Source organism: Sphingomonas sp. IC-11 (genome assembly GCF_021043365.1).
Classification (GTDB): domain Bacteria; phylum Pseudomonadota; class Alphaproteobacteria; order Sphingomonadales; family Sphingomonadaceae; genus Sphingomonas.
This window is the reverse complement of the sequence record NZ_JAJNDU010000001.1, coordinates 1-16,242: the sequence shown is the minus strand read 5'-3', so window position 1 is coordinate 16,242 and position 16,242 is coordinate 1. Positions and strand designations below refer to the sequence as shown.

At 63.9% G+C, this 16,242-nt stretch carries 12 protein-coding genes and 1 tRNA gene; 6 read left to right on the top strand and 7 right to left on the bottom strand.

The features are described 5' to 3' along the window. Nucleotides 1-87 precede the first annotated feature (87 nt). From LQ954_RS00065 to LQ954_RS00045, 5 genes are all read right to left on the bottom strand, one after another. Nucleotides 88-1,434: a PepSY-associated TM helix domain-containing protein gene (locus LQ954_RS00065; RefSeq protein ID WP_231021337.1), complete on the bottom strand. Its 1,347-nt coding sequence runs from the start codon at nucleotides 1,432-1,434 to the stop codon at nucleotides 88-90. Then, entirely contained in the window at nucleotides 1,431-2,012 is a 582-nt protein-coding gene (locus tag LQ954_RS00060) for a hypothetical protein (protein ID WP_231021336.1), read from the bottom strand. The genes LQ954_RS00065 and LQ954_RS00060 overlap by 4 nt, the downstream gene beginning before the upstream one ends. A 356-nt stretch (nucleotides 2,013-2,368) precedes the next feature. Continuing rightward, nucleotides 2,369-3,676, bottom strand: a complete 1,308-nt coding sequence (locus LQ954_RS00055; RefSeq protein ID WP_231021335.1) for a c-type cytochrome — start codon at nucleotides 3,674-3,676, stop codon at nucleotides 2,369-2,371. Further along, nucleotides 3,673-6,006, bottom strand: a complete 2,334-nt coding sequence (locus LQ954_RS00050) for a xanthine dehydrogenase family protein molybdopterin-binding subunit (RefSeq protein ID WP_231021334.1) — start codon at nucleotides 6,004-6,006, stop codon at nucleotides 3,673-3,675. The genes LQ954_RS00055 and LQ954_RS00050 overlap by 4 nt, the downstream gene beginning before the upstream one ends. Further along, nucleotides 6,006-6,476 (bottom strand): (2Fe-2S)-binding protein, encoded by a 471-nt coding sequence (locus LQ954_RS00045; RefSeq protein ID WP_265334103.1) that lies wholly within the window; start codon nucleotides 6,474-6,476, stop codon nucleotides 6,006-6,008. Before LQ954_RS00045 ends, LQ954_RS00050 begins: the two co-directional genes overlap by 1 nt. Nucleotides 6,477-6,919: 443 nt before the next feature. Between LQ954_RS00045 and LQ954_RS00040 the strand changes: the two genes are divergently transcribed. The 3 genes from LQ954_RS00040 (at nucleotide 6,920) to LQ954_RS00030 (ending at nucleotide 10,171) form a co-directional block, all read left to right on the top strand. Next, a complete protein-coding gene (locus LQ954_RS00040; RefSeq protein WP_227771110.1) occupies nucleotides 6,920-7,204 on the top strand; it encodes a hypothetical protein in 285 nt (94 codons plus the stop codon). Between the two features lie 172 nt (nucleotides 7,205-7,376). Next, nucleotides 7,377-9,002 carry a Na+/H+ antiporter gene (locus tag LQ954_RS00035; RefSeq protein WP_231022677.1) on the top strand — a complete coding sequence of 542 codons (1,626 nt, stop codon included), beginning with the start codon at nucleotides 7,377-7,379 and terminating at the stop codon, nucleotides 9,000-9,002. Between the two features lie 251 nt (nucleotides 9,003-9,253). Beyond that, nucleotides 9,254-10,171, top strand: coding sequence for an SMP-30/gluconolactonase/LRE family protein (locus LQ954_RS00030; protein WP_231021333.1), 918 nt, complete (start codon nucleotides 9,254-9,256; stop codon nucleotides 10,169-10,171). Between the two features lie 48 nt (nucleotides 10,172-10,219). Here the strand turns inward: LQ954_RS00030 and LQ954_RS00025 are convergent, their stop codons facing one another. After that, nucleotides 10,220-11,839, bottom strand: coding sequence for an acyl-CoA synthetase (locus LQ954_RS00025; protein WP_231021332.1), 1,620 nt, complete (start codon nucleotides 11,837-11,839; stop codon nucleotides 10,220-10,222). Nucleotides 11,840-12,004: 165 nt separating this feature from the next. Between LQ954_RS00025 and LQ954_RS00020 the strand changes: the two genes are divergently transcribed. The 3 genes from LQ954_RS00020 to LQ954_RS00010 all read left to right on the top strand — a co-directional run bounded on the left by LQ954_RS00020 (nucleotide 12,005) and on the right by LQ954_RS00010 (nucleotide 15,070). Continuing rightward, nucleotides 12,005-13,114: an NAD(P)-dependent alcohol dehydrogenase gene (locus LQ954_RS00020; RefSeq protein ID WP_231021331.1), complete on the top strand. Its 1,110-nt coding sequence runs from the start codon at nucleotides 12,005-12,007 to the stop codon at nucleotides 13,112-13,114. Between the two features lie 43 nt (nucleotides 13,115-13,157). Next, complete coding sequence (locus LQ954_RS00015; protein ID WP_231021330.1) at nucleotides 13,158-14,594, top strand: aldehyde dehydrogenase family protein; 1,437 nt, start codon at nucleotides 13,158-13,160, stop codon at nucleotides 14,592-14,594. A gap of 68 nt (nucleotides 14,595-14,662) precedes the next feature. Then, nucleotides 14,663-15,070: a lipocalin-like domain-containing protein gene (locus LQ954_RS00010; protein WP_231021329.1), complete on the top strand. Its 408-nt coding sequence runs from the start codon at nucleotides 14,663-14,665 to the stop codon at nucleotides 15,068-15,070. A gap of 1,065 nt (nucleotides 15,071-16,135) precedes the next feature. Here LQ954_RS00010 and LQ954_RS00005 read toward each other — a convergent pair. Next, a tRNA-Met gene (locus LQ954_RS00005) sits at nucleotides 16,136-16,212 on the bottom strand. Nucleotides 16,213-16,242 lie beyond the last annotated feature (30 nt).

The following is a 16,242-nucleotide window of genomic DNA, read 5'->3' as shown; positions in this document are numbered from 1 at the left end:
ATGCTTGGAATAGAAGCCCATCAGCACGACTATCGTTCCGGTATATTCATGGTTATCAACTTGTTAACGACGATCGTAGCCTGAGACCTAGCGCATCCAGATTACGATCGGGATGAGGGCGAGGGTTGCGGCCAGTGCGAGTTGGAGCGCCTTCGCAAAAGTATCGCGCGATGTGATCAAGCAGCCAGCGGTCACAAGCGCCGCCATTCCCAACCAGAAGATGAGCGCGAGCGGCGCATCATTGCCGATCACCTGCCGAAGCAGAAACGTGACCCCCAGCATGAGCGGCGTACCCCATATTGTTGCGTCCCAGGCGGCCCGCAGGCGCGGTTCGTTCACCCCTCGGCGCTCCCGTTTGCCAAGCCAGATGTACGTGCCCGTCGCGCAGATGGCGGTCAGCACCAGACCAAAGAGGAAATAAGCGACCTTCACTGGCAAACCGCCGAAATTGCCGAAGTGCAGCCGGTAATTGGAAGCCGCAGCCTGCTGACCAATCGCACCATCGGCAAGGCCGGCACGTTGGTGAAAGCGCCCTTGCGCGTCGAAGGTGTAATATTCTCCGAAAATCAGACGCCTGCGGTGTTCCCCGAGCACCTGGACGTGCTGCCCGGCCGTACCGGGATCGTGCAAGGTAACGTAGGTCAGTTCTACCTGCGGGTGGTGATCACGCATATATTCCATTGCCGCCGCAACATTGGGCGGTGGCGCCGCAGTCTTATCCGGCTGGCCTTCAGCGCCGAAGATCGGTGCGTAGACCGCCTCCATGTCGCCCCGGTAGCTCGTCCCTGCCAGACCGAACGCCGTGACATACGCCATGCCGATCAAGGCGCCGGTGAAGGCGATCGCGACCGTGAAAGGAAGGGTCCAGACGCTCAGCCGGTTGTGCCAATCCGCAAGCCCAATGCCACCCTTGTCGCGCGCCCTCAGCCGAAAGGCATCCCGGAAAATGCGAGGATGCGCCACCACGCCGGACAGCGACAAGGCGAGCATCATCACGCCCACCCCCCCGACGATGGTGATCCCGAGAACAGCCGGCAGGTTCAGCGTATAATGAAGCTCGACGAGAAAGTCGGACCAGGCGATTTCTTCCGGGCCCGCGATCTTGCCGGATGGGTCGACGTGGAACGCCTGGGTGTCGGTCGTGATCGTCGCGCGCGGCAGAGGCTCCACGGGGAGGTGCACATAAAGATGAGTGGTGGGCGGCTTGCCCTTCTCAGTTGCAAGAACTGCCTCAACAGCCCGCTGTACCGCCGCGGGGCCGATCGCCGTCATCTCCGGGACGTCGGGCTGTTCGATCCGCTGCCACTCCTGATAGAAGACGGCGACGGCACCCGATAAGCTCACCAGATACAGCAGCGCACTAGCGACGAGGCCGATGGCTGCATGCACGGAAAGCGCGCGTTTGACTGTTGCATTGTCCGGCGCGAGGGTCATCCGACAAGCTCCAGGATCACGCCGAGGCTGCCGATAGCAGCCCAGATCATTAGCATTTTGACCTGGGTGGAACGCTCTTCCTGCATCAGCAAAACGTGGCTGAGCGCCGTCCAGGCGAGAGGCATCACTGCAAGCGCGATCACGTTCGCGTTCGCCTCTCCCGTTCCAACGCGCATCGCAAGAACACGTGAACCCACCGCGATGATGGTTGAAACAACCGGCGCCGCCATTGCAATGATCAGGAAGGTGATGATGCGCCTGCGAAGATGGAGCGGCTCATTTCCTTCCGGAAGCATCCTGACGCGTCGGTTCGACACCTTCGGCCCGGCAGATGACGGCGAAGCAACAGCCGCATGGGCGAGCAGGACTAATGCCGCCGCCATCCCCAACATGGTCGCGATGGAGATGCCCCAGGCCCCGGAATGCGCGCCAGCGAGGACGCAGCCGAGAAACACCGCGGCCCAGCCGAGGCTGTTCAGGACGAGAGATCGCCTCGGCAGTGACCATGCGAACCGGAGCAGACCCACCCCCGCCGTGGACGCGGCCGCTGCGCTGGCAAGAAGAGCTTCAGCAGCCATCGAAGGACGCAAGCGCCATTGCATCTGTGGCGGGCTGACGGAGCCGCTGCCAATGAGGAGGCAAGGATGTGTATCCGCTCACTCCTCGGGGGCAGCTCATCGGACCGGCCGTGGGGAGCAGCAGCAACATGGGGTGAAAGCTCACGACTGTTCTTCGTCCTTTTTCGACCCGACAGAGACACCGACGGCAGCGGAACTCCGCTTTCGCACCGTGTCATCGCGCGACGGACCTAACGAAGTTGTGAATGGCTCGCAATAGCACTTGAGCGATCAGGAGGCGTGCGCGCGAGAGTTCGCCGGTCATTCTAACGAACGACGATCTTGACGGGTATCACCTTGGGCTGCCTGAATGCCGTTCAGCGCCCTTCCGCGCGGGCTCGGGCCACGCGTTCGGGCGTGACCGACGGGCGCTTGTTCCCGAAGTGCTGGAGGACGTAGTTGGAGAGAGCGGCGACCTCCGCGTCGCTGAATGAGGCACCAAAAGCCGGCATCGTCGCATGGCCATATTGCGTCTCGATCGACGTGCCCCGCAGAATGACCTGGATCAGATTCGTAGCCTCTGGATCGTTGACCGTCTGAGCGCCTCGCAGCGACGCATACCGGCTTTGTACACCCTCGCCGTTCCAGCCATGACAACTCGCACATGCGCTTTCGTACAGCCGAAGCCCTGGCATGTTGCCGTGGGCGGCGGCTTGCCCGGGGCTGTACAGGGTGGAAGCCGCCATCGCTGGCGAGTTTCGCTCAACTCGCGCGGCAGCTTCGGTATTTTTGGGGGGGAGGGACCGCAGATAGACTGCCATCGCCCGCAAATCGGCAGGTGTGAGCTTGCTCAAGCTCAGACTGACGGCTTCCCCCATCGATCCACTGGCAGCACCGCGTCCCGGCGCGTGTCCTGTACCAAGATATCGCGCCAGTTCGTCGACGCTCCAGTTGCCAATCCCGCTCTCCGGGTCGGAGGTGATATTGTAGGCCTTCCACCCCTGTGTGACGGCACCGGCATAGGCCTGGCTCCGCACCAGACCATAGATGAAGTTGCGCGGCGTATGGCATTCGGCGCAATGACCCGCACCCTCCACCAGATAGGCGCCGCGGTTCCACTCCGCCGAGCGCTGGGGATCGGGTTGCCAAGGATGTTGCGGGGCATTGAGCAACTTCCAGGCGCGCATCAGATAGCGCTGGTTGAACGGGAAGCGCAGACCATTCGCCTGAACCGGCTTCGCCACAGGCTCCAATGTGTTGAGATATGCCCGGAGCGCCAGAATGTCGTCGGTGCTAAGGTTAGCATAAGCGGTGTAGGGGAAGGCCGGATACAGCTCTCGCCCCTGGTCATCGACGCCGTGACGCATGGCGCGCACGAACTCCGCATCTGTCCAGGTGCCGATACCGTGCTGCCGGTCCGGCGTGATGTTCGAGGAGAAAATGGTGCCGAACGGCAAATTGAACGCAAGCCCACCGGCATAGGGGCGCCCGCCCGGCACGGAGTGACACGCAACGCAGTCCGAGGCGGTCGCGACATATCGGCCGCGTTCGATCAGCGCGGCGCCGCGTGGCTGACGAACACTAGCCTGAACGGGGTCGAGCCGGGCTGGGAGGAAGAAGAAAAGGGCGGCCCCGACAAGCAGGATTCCCAATATTCCCAGAGAGATACGGAGCCAGCGCCTCATGCCTGCTCTCCCGCGTCACCCGCCAACATCGCCGACAGACCCGCGACGGCTGCCGTGCCGGCAATGATGTTTTTCTCGGCACCCTTTTCCATCAGTTCCTGGCGTCGGAAGGGAAGGCTGCGCAGACGGATGCCGGTGGCGGCGAAGATCGCATTGCCCAGTGCAGGCGCTGCGGAGACCGTGCCGGACTCCCCGATGCCGCCGGGTTCCGCCTCGCTCTCCATCAGCTTGACGGTGAAGGGCGGCACCTCGTTGATGCGCATCTGTCGGTAATCGTTGAAATTGCTCTGATCGACACGCCCGTCGGTGAAAGTGATTTCATTGTACAGCGCCGCCGACAGGCCGAAGATCACGCCGCCTTCGATCTGGGCGATCACGCTGTTCGGGTTGATCGCGACCCCGACATCGGCCACCGCCGTCAGGCGGCGCAACTCGATTTCGCCGACCGGGGTGACGTGCGCTTCACAGATCAGCGCGACGTAACTGCCGAAACTCTGGTGCAGCGAGACACCCCGGGCAGTCCGTGGCGGCAACGAAGAGCCCCATTTCGCCTCCCTGGCGGCCATCTTCAGCACATTTCGGCCACGAGGATTGTTGCGCAGCATCTTCAGCCGATAGACCACCGGATCCTGCCCCGCGGCATGGGCGCATTCGTCGATAAAGCTTTCCAGAACATGCACATTGGCCGCTGGGCCAACGCCGCGCCACCAGTTCACTTTCACCGGCGATCGTTCGTGAATCCAGTCCACGCGAACGGTCGGGATCGCATAAGGCGTCTCCGCGACTCCCTCGACAGCGTCACTGTCCAACGTACCTTCCGGTAGCCCCTCCTCAAGAAAGCTGCCGTCCGCCAGCACTGAGCCACCAGTCACACGATCGGTAAAGACGACGGGCATGCCCTTTGCGTCCAGACCCATGGACAGCCGATCGTGATAGGCCGGACGGAACAGATCATGGCGGATGTCCTGCTCGCGCGTTTGAATCACCTTGAGCGGGAACGGCACCTGTTTGGCGAACAGGGCGGCCTGCACGATGTGTTCGGGAACAAGCCGCCTCCCGAAGCCGCCGCCGAGATATTGATTGTGAACGAACACCCGCTCCGGCGGCAGGCCGACTGCCTTGGCAACGCGCGTTTGAGCGGCGGCGGGCACTTGCGTTCCGACCCACACATCGCAGCCATCGGGGCGAACGTGGACGGTGGCGTTCACCGGCTCCATTGTCGCATGGGCAAGGAACGGAAGATCGTAGCGCGCATCCACGGTTGAATGAGCCTCGCGAAGGGCTGCATCCGCATCCCCGACCGATCGGCCGAGCACCGGCTTCCCGTTCTCGGCAGCAGCGACCAGCCGGTCGCGGACGTGATTGGACTGGAGAGTTGCAAGCGGGCCCAGATCCCATTCGACGTCGAGCGCCTGAAGCCCTTTCTGCGCGGCCCAGAAATGGTCCGCCACGACTGCGACGGCATCGTCGATCCTGAGTACGCCAAGCACGCCGGGCACTTGCTTCACACCGCGATCCTGGACCGCTTTCACGCGGCCACCCTGAACCGGGCACATCGCCAGTGCCGCGACCTTCATGCCGGGCACCTGCACGTCGATGCCGAACACGGCGGTGCCATTGGTCTTCGCCGGCGTGTCCACTCGCTGCTTTGACCGGCCGATCAGCTTGAACTGCCCGGGAGTTTTGAGCGGCACCTCCTGCGGCACCGGCCGTCCGCGGGCCGCGTCGACGAGCGCGCCATAAGGAAGCGAGAGCCCGTTCGTGCGGCAATAAACCCGGCCCTGATCGGCAAAACACTGGTCGGGTGCAACGCGCCACCGTTCGGCAGCCGCAGCAATCAGCATGGTCCGCGCCGCCGCCGCCGCCTGGCGCATCGGCTTCCACGCGCCGCGGATGGAGGTGGAGCCCCCCGTCGCCTGGCTTTTCAGGATCGGCTGACTGTACAGTTTCTCATCGGCCGGGGCATGCACAACCTCGATCTGCTCAAGCGCGAGCTCGAGCTCCTCCGCCATCATCATGGCTTCGCCGGTGTAGATCCCCTGCCCCATTTCGACGGAGGGGATGATGAAGGATACCTTGCCCTCGCGCGGAATGCGGATGAAGCCACCGGGGGCAAACCCCTGAAAGGCGGCGCCCTGCTCCGGACCGCCGGGCGTGATCGCGCGCAACGTCGGTTGTTCGCCCCGCCCTTTGTTCTGGGCCCATGCCTTGCCAGTCACGGCAAAGCCCATCATGAGCGCGCCGCTGACGAGAAAACGGCGGCGGGATGTGTCGGTCAGGTCGCCCGCGTCCAGCAGGCCATACGCCGGGCCGCGGCGGGCGGCGGGCATCAGACGTGCTCCGTCGGCAGACCGGCGGCTCGCTTGATGGCTGCGCGGATGCGCGGATAGGTGCCGCAGCGGCAGATGTTGCCGGCCATGGCCGCGTCAATGGCAGCATCATCCGGCCGCGGATTTCGGCCAAGCAGCGCCGCTGCCGACATGATCTGACCCGATTGGCAATAGCCACACTGAATCACTTCAATGGCAAGCCAAGCCTCCTGCACCGCCTTGCCCTGCGGCGTTTCGCCGACCCCTTCCACGGTGGTAATGGCTCGAGTGCCGACACCTGAAACCGGCAACACGCAGGATCGCACCGGCTTTCCATCCAGGTGAACCGTACAGGCCCCACACTGGGCGATGCCGCAGCCATATTTCGTCCCCATGAGGCCGACGACGTCGCGCAATACCCAAAGCAGCGGCATGTCCGCGGGCACGTCAACCGCTCGAGGCGTGCCATTCACCTGAAGGTTGAAGATCATCAGCGCTTCCCTGCCTGGCGCGTAAGGGACATAAACGTTGCTGAGCGCAACTGGTTCGGCACCCCGCGTAATTTCCTTGAAAGTGCTCTGCGGACCCTAAACGATCGTGATTTCAGGCGATTTGCGTGCCGCCATTCCCATAGCCCGGGCGGGGCTTGCTTGACTTGACGCCCCTGCGCGATCAGTTTTGACGCATGTTCGCACCCGCGACCTATCCGCGTTTTCGCCACCACGGGGGGCAACTGGCCGCGCGCCAGTAGCCCCGGCTCGTCCGGCATGGCCGGTCGAGCTCGGGGGTAACAGGATCCGGTCTTTCGGCGCGCCGTCTGAGCGAGCCGACCTCGAACAAGTGGCAGCCGTACAATGGAACAACATCTCCGTCCCTCGAGCGGACAACCACCTCAGCGTGCGCGATCTGTACGCACCGTCGAAAGCATGGCCCGATGATCGAGGAACTGGCTCGGCATCGCTGCACCGGGGACGATGGCACACCCTTGTACGTGATCGAGCATTGCCACGTGTTCACCACCCAGGGCGAGGGAGGGACCAGCCTGTACCGCGGCGCAAGCTGGGCCGCATTGCCGGATGGCGAGCCGGTACGATATGTCGATGCTCGTACGTTCGCCGTGGTCGCAACCGGAGAGATGTTGATGCACGACGTCCAGCGATGCGGCTGCGCGCCCGCGCCGAAAATCACCACCATCACCGCCGGCTCGGCAAGCGCCTGATCACGCGAGGCGATTGAACGATCGCCCGTGATCCCTAGAGAAGAGCTTCCACCGCCACCCGGTCCTCTGCTCCGCGGCTCCAAAAGACAGCGGGAACTGACCAAGAGGGTACTCACCACCCGCCAAGCTGGCTAGGTGTCCGCCCACGTCCCGACACGTGAAAGGCGGAACACTGGAAACCATTACGATCATTCTCTTCCTGCTGCTTGCCGTGGTGCTCAGCGGGGTTCTATCGCGCCTCCTTCCGCTCAACGTGCCACGACCATTGGTGCAAATCGCACTGGGCGCCCTGATCGGCCTCGCCGCGGATTGGCGAGTAACGCTGAACCCCGAAATCTTCTTCCTCCTCTTCCTTCCGCCGTTGCTGTTCCTGGACGGCTGGCGCATCCCGCGCGAGGAGCTGTTCAAGGATGCCGCCACCATCGTCGAGCTGGCGCTGGGCCTGGTGCTGCTCACCGTCGTGGGCATGGGCTTCTTCATCCACTGGATGATCCCGGCCATGCCGCTGCCAGTGGCGTTCGCGCTTGCCGCAGTGGTGTCACCAACCGACCCCATTGCGGTTTCCGCGATTGCGCAGCGGGTGCCCATCCCCAAGCGGATGATGCACATCCTGGAAGGCGAGTCGCTCCTGAACGACGCATCGGGGCTGGTGTGCCTCCGCTTCGCCATTGCCGCGGCGCTCACGGGCACGTTCTCGCTGGGTGACGCATCGCTCAACTTCCTTTGGCTCGCGTTCGGCGGACTGGCGATCGGCGTTGGCGTGACCTGGGCCGTGGCGCGGATCAAGGAATGGGTCAGTGACAAGCTGGGCGAGGAAAGCGCGTCGCAGATCCTCATCAGCCTGCTGATCCCGTTCGGCGCCTATCTGTTGGCCGAGCATTTCCACTGCTCCGGCATTCTCGCCGCTGTGTCCGCCGGCCTCACCATGGGCTGGGTGGAAGGACGCGGCCATGCGCTGGCCACCACACGCATCCGCCGCAGCACGGTGTGGGACGTGATCCAGTTTGCCGCAAACGGCACGATCTTTGTGCTGCTAGGCGAGCAACTGCCGGTCATCCTGATGAGCGCGACGGAAACCGTGCAATTGACCGGGCACCATGGGCCCGGCTGGCTGCTGATCTATGTGCTGGCGATCAATCTCGGCCTTGCCGCGCTGCGCTTCGCCTGGGTGTGGGTGTCTTTCCGCCTGACCCTGCGCCGTCGGGGCGAGAAGATCCGGCCGGACTGGAAGATCGTCGCGGCCATGTCGTTCGCGGGGGTACGCGGTGCCATCACCCTGGCCGGTGTGCTGACCTTGCCGCTTGCGATGGCGAGCGGCGAACCGTTCCCGGCCCGCGATCTGGCTATTCTGCTCGCCATGGGCGTGATCATCGTGTCGCTGGTGATCGCCAGCATCGGCTTGCCCTGGCTTCTCCGAGACTTGAACATGCCCGCCGAAGCCGAGGCAGGAGACGCAGAGGATCGTGCGCGGATTGCAGCCGCCCAGGCGGCAATCGTTGCCATCGGTGAGCTGGAACATCGGATGGGAAGCGGTCGCCGGGACGCCGACATCTATGTCTCCATGGCCGCTGACGTGATGGATCTCTATCGCCAGCGCATCGATCGCCTGGAGAGCAACGCTGCGACCATCGAGGAGCGCCGCGAGCTTCACAGCATTGGCCGCGAACTGAGACTCGCGGCGCTGAAGGCGGAGCGGACCGCGATCTATGGGATGCGGCGCCGGCGGGAAGTGGGCACGGACACCGCGCGCAAGCTGATCCGCGAGCTCGATTTGCTGGAAGCGCGCTACGCCGGCTGAGTCGAAAGTGGGGGCCGTGGACACGGGCGGAACGCTGCCCGCCTGGCTCCCGCAACCTCAATGAGATCGCCGGCCACATTCAAAAACAGGCTACACCTTCTGCGTCGCTGCCGCATTGCCCCGCGAGCGGCTGTAGCATTTGGCACTGACGCCTGATCGGGGCATGATCCCGCGCCGTGCAGGTGGGGCACTGATTAACGCCCATGATCAACAGCGTCTCGAACGAAGGCGCGTGCCGGAGGAGAGGAAGAATGGAGATCGAACTGGTAGCGGATGGCCTGCTGTTTCCCGAAGGTCCGATCGCCATGGCCGACGGCTCGATCATCCTGGTCGAGATCAAGCGGCAGACGCTCACACGGGTGCGGCCGGATGGCACGAGCGAGGTGATCGCTGAACTCGGCGGCGGCCCGAACGGCGCTGCAATCGGCCCGGACAGTGCGGTCTATGTCTGTAACAACGGCGGCTTCGAGTGGATCGAGCGCGAGGATGGCATGCTCGCGCCGCACGGAACGCCGGCCGATTACAAAACCGGTTCGATCCAGCGCATCGACCTTGCGACCCGCGAGGTGACCACGCTGTACACCGAGTGCGACGGCCGGCCGCTGCGCGGCCCGAACGACATCGTCTTTGATCGCGAGGGTGGCTTCTGGTTCACCGATCTCGGCAAGGGGAATGGCGACGTCACGCAGGTCGGCCACTTGCTCTACGCCAGGCCTGATGGCTCACACATCGTGCGGGTGCGTGAGGGCATGGTGACACCCAACGGCGTCGGCCTCTCGCCCAACGGCAGGACCGTCTATGTCGCCGAGACCACAACCGGCCGCCTCTGGGCGTTCGAGATCGCTGGGCCGGGCCAGCTCGCGACACCCCAGGACATGTGGGTGGCGGGCAAGGTGTACGGTCCGCTGCCCGGCTATCAGCTGTTCGACAGCCTCGCGGTGGAGGCGGACGGGCATATCTGCGTCGCGACGATCGTGAACGGCGGCATCACCGCATTCGATCCGACCGATGGTTCATCGGAGCATTTCGCCTTCCCCGATCCGATCACCACCAACATCTGCTTCGGCGGAGATGACATGCGCACGGCCTGGATCACCTGTTCGGGCACGGGTAAGCTGTACAAGGCGCGCTGGCCGCGACCGGGCCTGAAGCTCGCCTATAACGCCTGAGATCGCACGGGCGGGGCGCCGCTCGGCGGTGCTCCGCCCGGCCCGGACCTATCGTTCCAGCACCAGCACGCCGGCGGCCAGCCGCTCGCGCAGTTCGCGTTTCAGCACCTTGCCCGAGGCGTTCTTCGGCAGTTCCTCGACGAACACTACCGCGCGCGGTTTCTTGTAACTGGCGATATGCTCGCGGCAGAAGCTGATGAGCTCCGTCGCGGTGGTCGTTTCGCCCAACCGGCAGGAGACGATCGCCACCACTTGCTCGCCCCACGTCGGATCCTCTGCGCCGATCACCGCCGCCTCGCGGATCGCCCGGTGGCGGTAGAGCACTTCCTCCACCTCCCGCGGATAGATGTTCTCCCCGCCGGAAACGATCATGTCCTTCTTGCGATCAACGATCCACAGATAGCCATCCTCGTTCCAGCGGCCGACATCGCCGGTGTGAAACCATGGACCGGTGAAGGATTTGGCCGTCGCCTCGGGATTGCGCCAATAGCCTGACAGCACCTGATCGCCGCGCACCAGGATCTCGCCCTCCGTCCCCGGCGCTGCGTCGCGGCCATCCTCAGTCACTACGCGCACCTGCGACAGCAGCATCTGCCGCCCCACAGAGTTGAGGATAAGCAGCCCCTCGTCCAGCGCGCGGTCATGCTCCTCCGCGGTCAGTACCATCACGTTACCGGCAAGCTCGGTCATGCCGAAACCTGTCGCGAAGCGCACATTCGGCCACCGCTCCCGAGCGCGCCGCAGCACCGCCGCGGGCATGGCAGAGGCACCATATCCCATGTTGCGCAGTGAGGAGAGATCGTAGCGCTCCATGGCCGGATGATCGAGCAGCATGGCGATCATCGTCGGTGCGGCCGAGGTCGCCGTTACGCCATGGCGCTCGATTGTCGCGAACAGGATTTCCGGATCGAAATTCTGCATCAGCACGACAGCTTGCGCCCGCAGATGCTGGATCAGCAGTGCATAGCCGGCGACGTGATACATCGGAAAGGTGAGCATGTAGACGGGCTGCTTCACCTCGCCATCGTCGCGATCCCAGCTGACGAGCGAATTCATCACTGCGCCAATCACGTTGCGGTGGCTCAGCATCGCGCCCTTCGGCAGCCCGGTCGTGCCTGAAGTGTACAGCAGCCAGGCAAGGTCGTCGTCCGCAACTGTCACGTCCGGCGGCACCGGCTCGCCCGAGGCCAACAAAGTGTCGAAACTCAGCATGCCGGCGGAGGGCACGCCGATTGTGATGATGGTACGCACGTCGATCCGGTCGCGGATCGCCTCGATCGCGGCGACGAACTTGTCCTCCACGATCAGCACCGTCGGCTCGGCATTGCCGATGATATACGCAAGCTCCGCCGGGCTCAGCCGATAATTGAGGAAGGTGAGCGCCATGCCTGCGCCGGGCACGCCGTAATAGCACAAAGCATATTCCGGGCAGTTCTCAGCCAGGATCGCCACCCGATCTCCCGGTGCCGCAATCCGGAGCAGCGCATTGGATAACCGCCAGCAGCTGTCGCGCAGCTCGGCGTAGGTCACGGCACGATCCTGGAACTGCACCGCCACGACATCGGGTGCATGATGCGCGGCGATGGCAGGGATATCTCCTACCAGCATGGTCTGCCCTCTCCTCCTGCCGGTCGACACGCGGGCGCCGGCTTCGTGGAAACGGATCATGTTATAAATTCTGGAGCCGCGATAGCCGGCACTTTCCGCTCCAGAGGCTTACAAGCGATCGGCCATCGCGGCGGTATCAGGCGGTCGTTGCAATGATGCGACCGTTTGAACTTCGCGCGAGGCGCTCTTAGGCTCCACCACAGAGAAAGCTGGGGAGAGACAAGGATGACGACCTGCACCGCCGCCGTTGCGCACGGGCCCCATTCCGATTTCGTGCTGGAGGAACTGACGGTGCAGGAGCCGCAGGCCGGCGAAGTACGTGTCAGGGTCGCGGGCGTCGGGCTGTGCCATACCGACCTTGTCTTTCGTGATCAGATCGCAACTTACCCATTCCCCGCCGTGTTCGGCCACGAGGGCGCCGGGGTGATCGACGCGATTGGCGAGGGTGTGGAAGGCTTTTCCGTCGGCGACAAAGTGATCGTCGGCTTTTCCAGCTGTGGCGCCTGCCCGCGCTGCGACGAGGGTCTGCCGAGCTATTGCCGCAGCTTCGTGCCGCTCAATTATGCCGGGATGCGCGTGACGGACGGATCGCGCGCTTATGCCAATGGCGACGCGCCGGTCGCCTCGCACTTCTTCGGACAATCCACCTTTGCCACTTATGCGATTACCCGCGCACGCAATCTGGTGAGGGTTGAGGGAAACGCGGCGCCGCTCGAAATGCTGGGCACGCTCGCCTGCGGCTTTCAAACCGGCGCCGGGGCGATCATGCGCACCTTTGACTGTCAGCCGCGTACCTCGCTGGTGGTGTTCGGTGGCGGGCCGGTCGGGCTGGCGGCAGTGATGGCGGCGAAGATCCGCGGCTGTGCGCCTATCATCTTGGTGGAGCCGGTCGAGACTCGGCGGGCGGTCGGCCGCGAACTCGGCGCGACCGCTGTGATCGATCCCGCGGCGGGCGATCTGGCGGCAACAATCCGAGCGCTCGTTCCTGAAGGTGTGGACTTCGCCTTCGACACCACGGGCAATGTTTCGGTGATCGAGGCGGGCATGGCAGCGCTGGGCAGCCATGGGGCGATCGGGCTGGTCGGCGTGCCGCGCGAAGCCGGTGCGTCGATCACCGTCAACATCAGCGCGTTGATGACTCCGGGGCATCGCATCTATGGCATCATCGAAGGCGACAGCGATCAGCAGAACTTCATCCCCGAGCTGATCGCGCATCATGCTGCCGGGCGCTTTCCGTTCGACCGGCTGGTGCAGACGTTCCCCCTGGCCGAGATCAACGACGCCATTGCGGCGCAGGCACGGGGAGAGTGCATCAAAGTGGTGTTGATCCCGTAACTTCTGTTATGTGACGCGCAAACAGAATCGGGAGAGAGACGCGATGAACTTCGACAGTAATTATCGCATGCTGATCGGCGGCGAGCTGGTAACCGGCTCCGCGACGCTCGATGTGGTTAATCCGGCGAATGAAGAGAAGATCGCCAGCGTGCCGGACGCGACGCGCGAGGACCTGGACAAGGCGATTGCCGCCGCGCGCAAGGCATACCCCGGCTGGGCGGCGACGCCGATCGCCGAGCGCAAGGCGAAGCTCGCCGCGCTGGGCCAGGCGATCATGGCGAATGCCGATCCGCTGATGCGCCTCCTCACCAAGGAGCAGGGCAAGCCGCACGCCGAATCGCAGGGCGAGGTGATGGGCGCGGGATATTGGCTGATGGCCGCCTCGCAGCTCGACCTCCCAGTCACCGTCAACGAGGATTCAGAGGAGCGCTACAGCGAGACGCGCCACGTGCCGCTGGGCGTCGTCGGCGCCATCGCGCCGTGGAATTTCCCGATGATCCTGGCGATGTTCAAGGTCGGCCCGGCACTGCTGGCGGGCAATACGATGGTGCTGAAGCCGTCGCCCTTCACCCCGCTGTCGACGCTGAAATTCGGTGAGCTGGCGGCGCAGCTGCTGCCGCCGGGCGTGCTCAATATCGTCACCGGCGGCGACGATCTGGGGCCTTGGATGACCAGCCACCCGGGCTTCGACAAGATCAGCTTCACCGGATCGACCGCGACCGGCAAGCGCGTGATGCAATCCGCCGCGCCGACGCTGAAGCGCGTAACGCTGGAGCTGGGCGGCAATGACGCGGCGATCGTGATGCCCGATGTGGACGTGGAGAAGGTCGCGGAGGAATTGTTCTGGGCGGCGTTCCGCAACAACGGCCAGATCTGCATCGCGACCAAGCGGATGTACGTCCACAAGGACATCTACGATCAATTGCGCGATGCGCTGGTTGCTTACGCCAAGACGGTGAAGGTCGGCGACGGATCCGAACAGGGCACGCAGATCGGCCCGATCAACAACAAGCAGCAATATGCCCGCGTGCTGGAGCTGATCCAGGACGCCAAGGACAAGGGCTACAAGTTCCTGGTGGGGGGCGAGAAGGCCGACGTGCCGGGTTACTTCGTGCCCGTGACGATCCTCGACAATCCGCCCGAGGACGCGCGAATCGTGCAGGAGGAGCAGTTCGGCCCGGTCCTGCCGCTCCTGAAGTTCGAGGACGTGGATGATGTCGTCGCGCGCGCCAATGCGACCGACTACGGCCTTGGCGGCTCGGTCTGGGGCAATGATGAGGACAAGGCGTTCGAGATCGCGCAGCGCATCGCCAGCGGCACCGTGTGGGTCAACGAGACGCAGCATCTGTCGCCGATGGCGGCGTTCGGCGGCATGAAGCAGTCCGGCGTCGGCGTCGAAGGCGGGATCGAGGGCCTTTTGGAATATACCAATGCCCAGACGATCGTGCGCAAAAAGCGCAAGGAAGCCGTCGCGGCCTGAGCAGCGGTTAAGGAGGGGGCGGGCGGACGACGGTTACTCGCCCCTTCCCCGGCATATCGGGGGAAAGCATGACCGATCTTCTCGGTACCTGGACGCTCGTCTCCTGCGTCAACCAGCGGGGCGACCAAGAACGAAAGACCTTCGGTGATCCCCCGGCGGGGCAACTGCAATATGCCGCGGATGGGCGCATGTCCGCGTTCCTGATGGATCCCGCCTGGGCTGCTATCGGTGATCCGATTGCGGATAGCTTCACGCAATTCTTTTCTTATGCGGGCACGTGGCGGCGCGAGGGCGACAGAGTGATCCACGATATCCTCTTCGCCTCCCAACCCACACGGGTGGGGACCAGCTTCGTCCGGCTGATCGTGCCGCTGGACAACAACACAATCGAGCTGATCACCGAGCCTGAGATATCGAGATCGGGCCAAACCTACGTCACCCGGCTCAAATGGAAGCGGGTAACTTCAGACCGCTGATTGAGGAAGCGGTGGCCCTCCCGACCGATAAGCCATCGCGGCTCCCTCAGGCGGAATGAGCAATGGATTGAGGACGCTGGTCTAGGCATCCCCCGGCGCGGCCTCGTAGAAGCCTCCATTCCTTGCATCGGGCGAGAGATCCAGCGGGGCGGCAATCCGGCAACGTCTGATATGACTCGGCACTTCTCCGCTGGACTGACTCCGCGGCGCGCAAGCTGAACGCAGCTACCTTTAACGCCGCTGCAAAGGTTCAGATTCGCGGAACTTGAGGGTTTGGGGGCTCTAAGCGCCGGAACGCTCCTCCTCCGAGTACCCGGTCTACCAGAGCCTAGCACCGGATGCCGCCTGCCGCGGTCTGAGGTTCAGCGGTAGACTGCCGAAGGGGCAAGCACGCTGCGATGATTAACATGACACCCGCACGCCCGCGTCTACATGGGAGAAGTCGTCGGGGGCTTTCGGCACCGGCTGTGACGACTCCGAACCAGTGCGGATGTCTCTCCACCGGCGGCAGACGAGCGCCGTAAGCTGCGATAGGCCCCCGTCCAGGTTGGTGATCATCTACTCCAAACCTCGGTATAGATGAGCGCCGGAGCTGCTTTACGATCCTGGCTCGATGTGACGGCTGGAGTCAGCAGCGCGGCTGTCAGGCGGGAGCGGGGGTTGGAAGGTTGTCGCCCTTCAGAGCTAACCGTGTTCCGCCGGGCTGGTGAGAGGCAGGTATCGGGGGCGATCATTGGGCGCACCGATGCTCATCGCCCTACCGCGCCAGGTGCTCTTTGCGGTGTTGGGTAGCTGCCGCAGGCGGCTCATGGACAAATGCCCGGCTTGATTTTGCTGGTGACGTCGGCGGTACGAACGCGCGCATTGGGGAGAGTGCGTCGGGGACCGCAGTCGGCGCTCCTCCCGTGAACAGAAGTGAACAGCGGGTGGGCCGCGCGTTCAAGGCGCCCGGTCGGACCTTAGCCGGGACGATGCGCTTGTAGTCAGCGGTGTCGCGCTGACTCATATCTGCGGTTGTTTGCGGTGCCGCCGACGCCGTGTGTGGGGGGCGTATTGAGTTGGTGTTGGTTGCGGGGACAGGATTTGAACCTGTGACCTTCAGGTTATGAGCCTGACGAGCTACCGGGCTGCTCCACCCCGCGTCACCAAGTTTGTCCGTTTGGAAACACGAA

Excerpts from the sequence above, each read along its gene's own strand:
- LQ954_RS00060 (WP_231021336.1), bottom strand. The coding sequence starts at position 2,012 with ATGGCTGCTGAAGCTCTTCTTGCCAGCGCAGCGGCCGCGTCCACGGCG.
- LQ954_RS00040 (WP_227771110.1), top strand. The coding sequence starts at position 6,920 with ATGATCGAGGAACTGGCTCGGCATCGCTGCACCGGGGACGATGGCACA.
- LQ954_RS00015 (WP_231021330.1), top strand. The coding sequence starts at position 13,158 with ATGAACTTCGACAGTAATTATCGCATGCTGATCGGCGGCGAGCTGGTA.
- LQ954_RS00010 (WP_231021329.1), top strand. The coding sequence starts at position 14,663 with ATGACCGATCTTCTCGGTACCTGGACGCTCGTCTCCTGCGTCAACCAG.
- LQ954_RS00030 (WP_231021333.1), top strand. The coding sequence starts at position 9,254 with ATGGAGATCGAACTGGTAGCGGATGGCCTGCTGTTTCCCGAAGGTCCG.
- LQ954_RS00020 (WP_231021331.1), top strand. The coding sequence starts at position 12,005 with ATGACGACCTGCACCGCCGCCGTTGCGCACGGGCCCCATTCCGATTTC.
- LQ954_RS00065 (WP_231021337.1), bottom strand. The coding sequence starts at position 1,434 with ATGACCCTCGCGCCGGACAATGCAACAGTCAAACGCGCGCTTTCCGTG.
- LQ954_RS00055 (WP_231021335.1), bottom strand. The coding sequence starts at position 3,676 with ATGAGGCGCTGGCTCCGTATCTCTCTGGGAATATTGGGAATCCTGCTT.
- LQ954_RS00050 (WP_231021334.1), bottom strand. The coding sequence starts at position 6,006 with ATGCCCGCCGCCCGCCGCGGCCCGGCGTATGGCCTGCTGGACGCGGGC.
- LQ954_RS00025 (WP_231021332.1), bottom strand. The coding sequence starts at position 11,839 with ATGATCCGTTTCCACGAAGCCGGCGCCCGCGTGTCGACCGGCAGGAGG.
- LQ954_RS00045 (WP_265334103.1), bottom strand. The coding sequence starts at position 6,476 with ATGATCTTCAACCTTCAGGTGAATGGCACGCCTCGAGCGGTTGACGTG.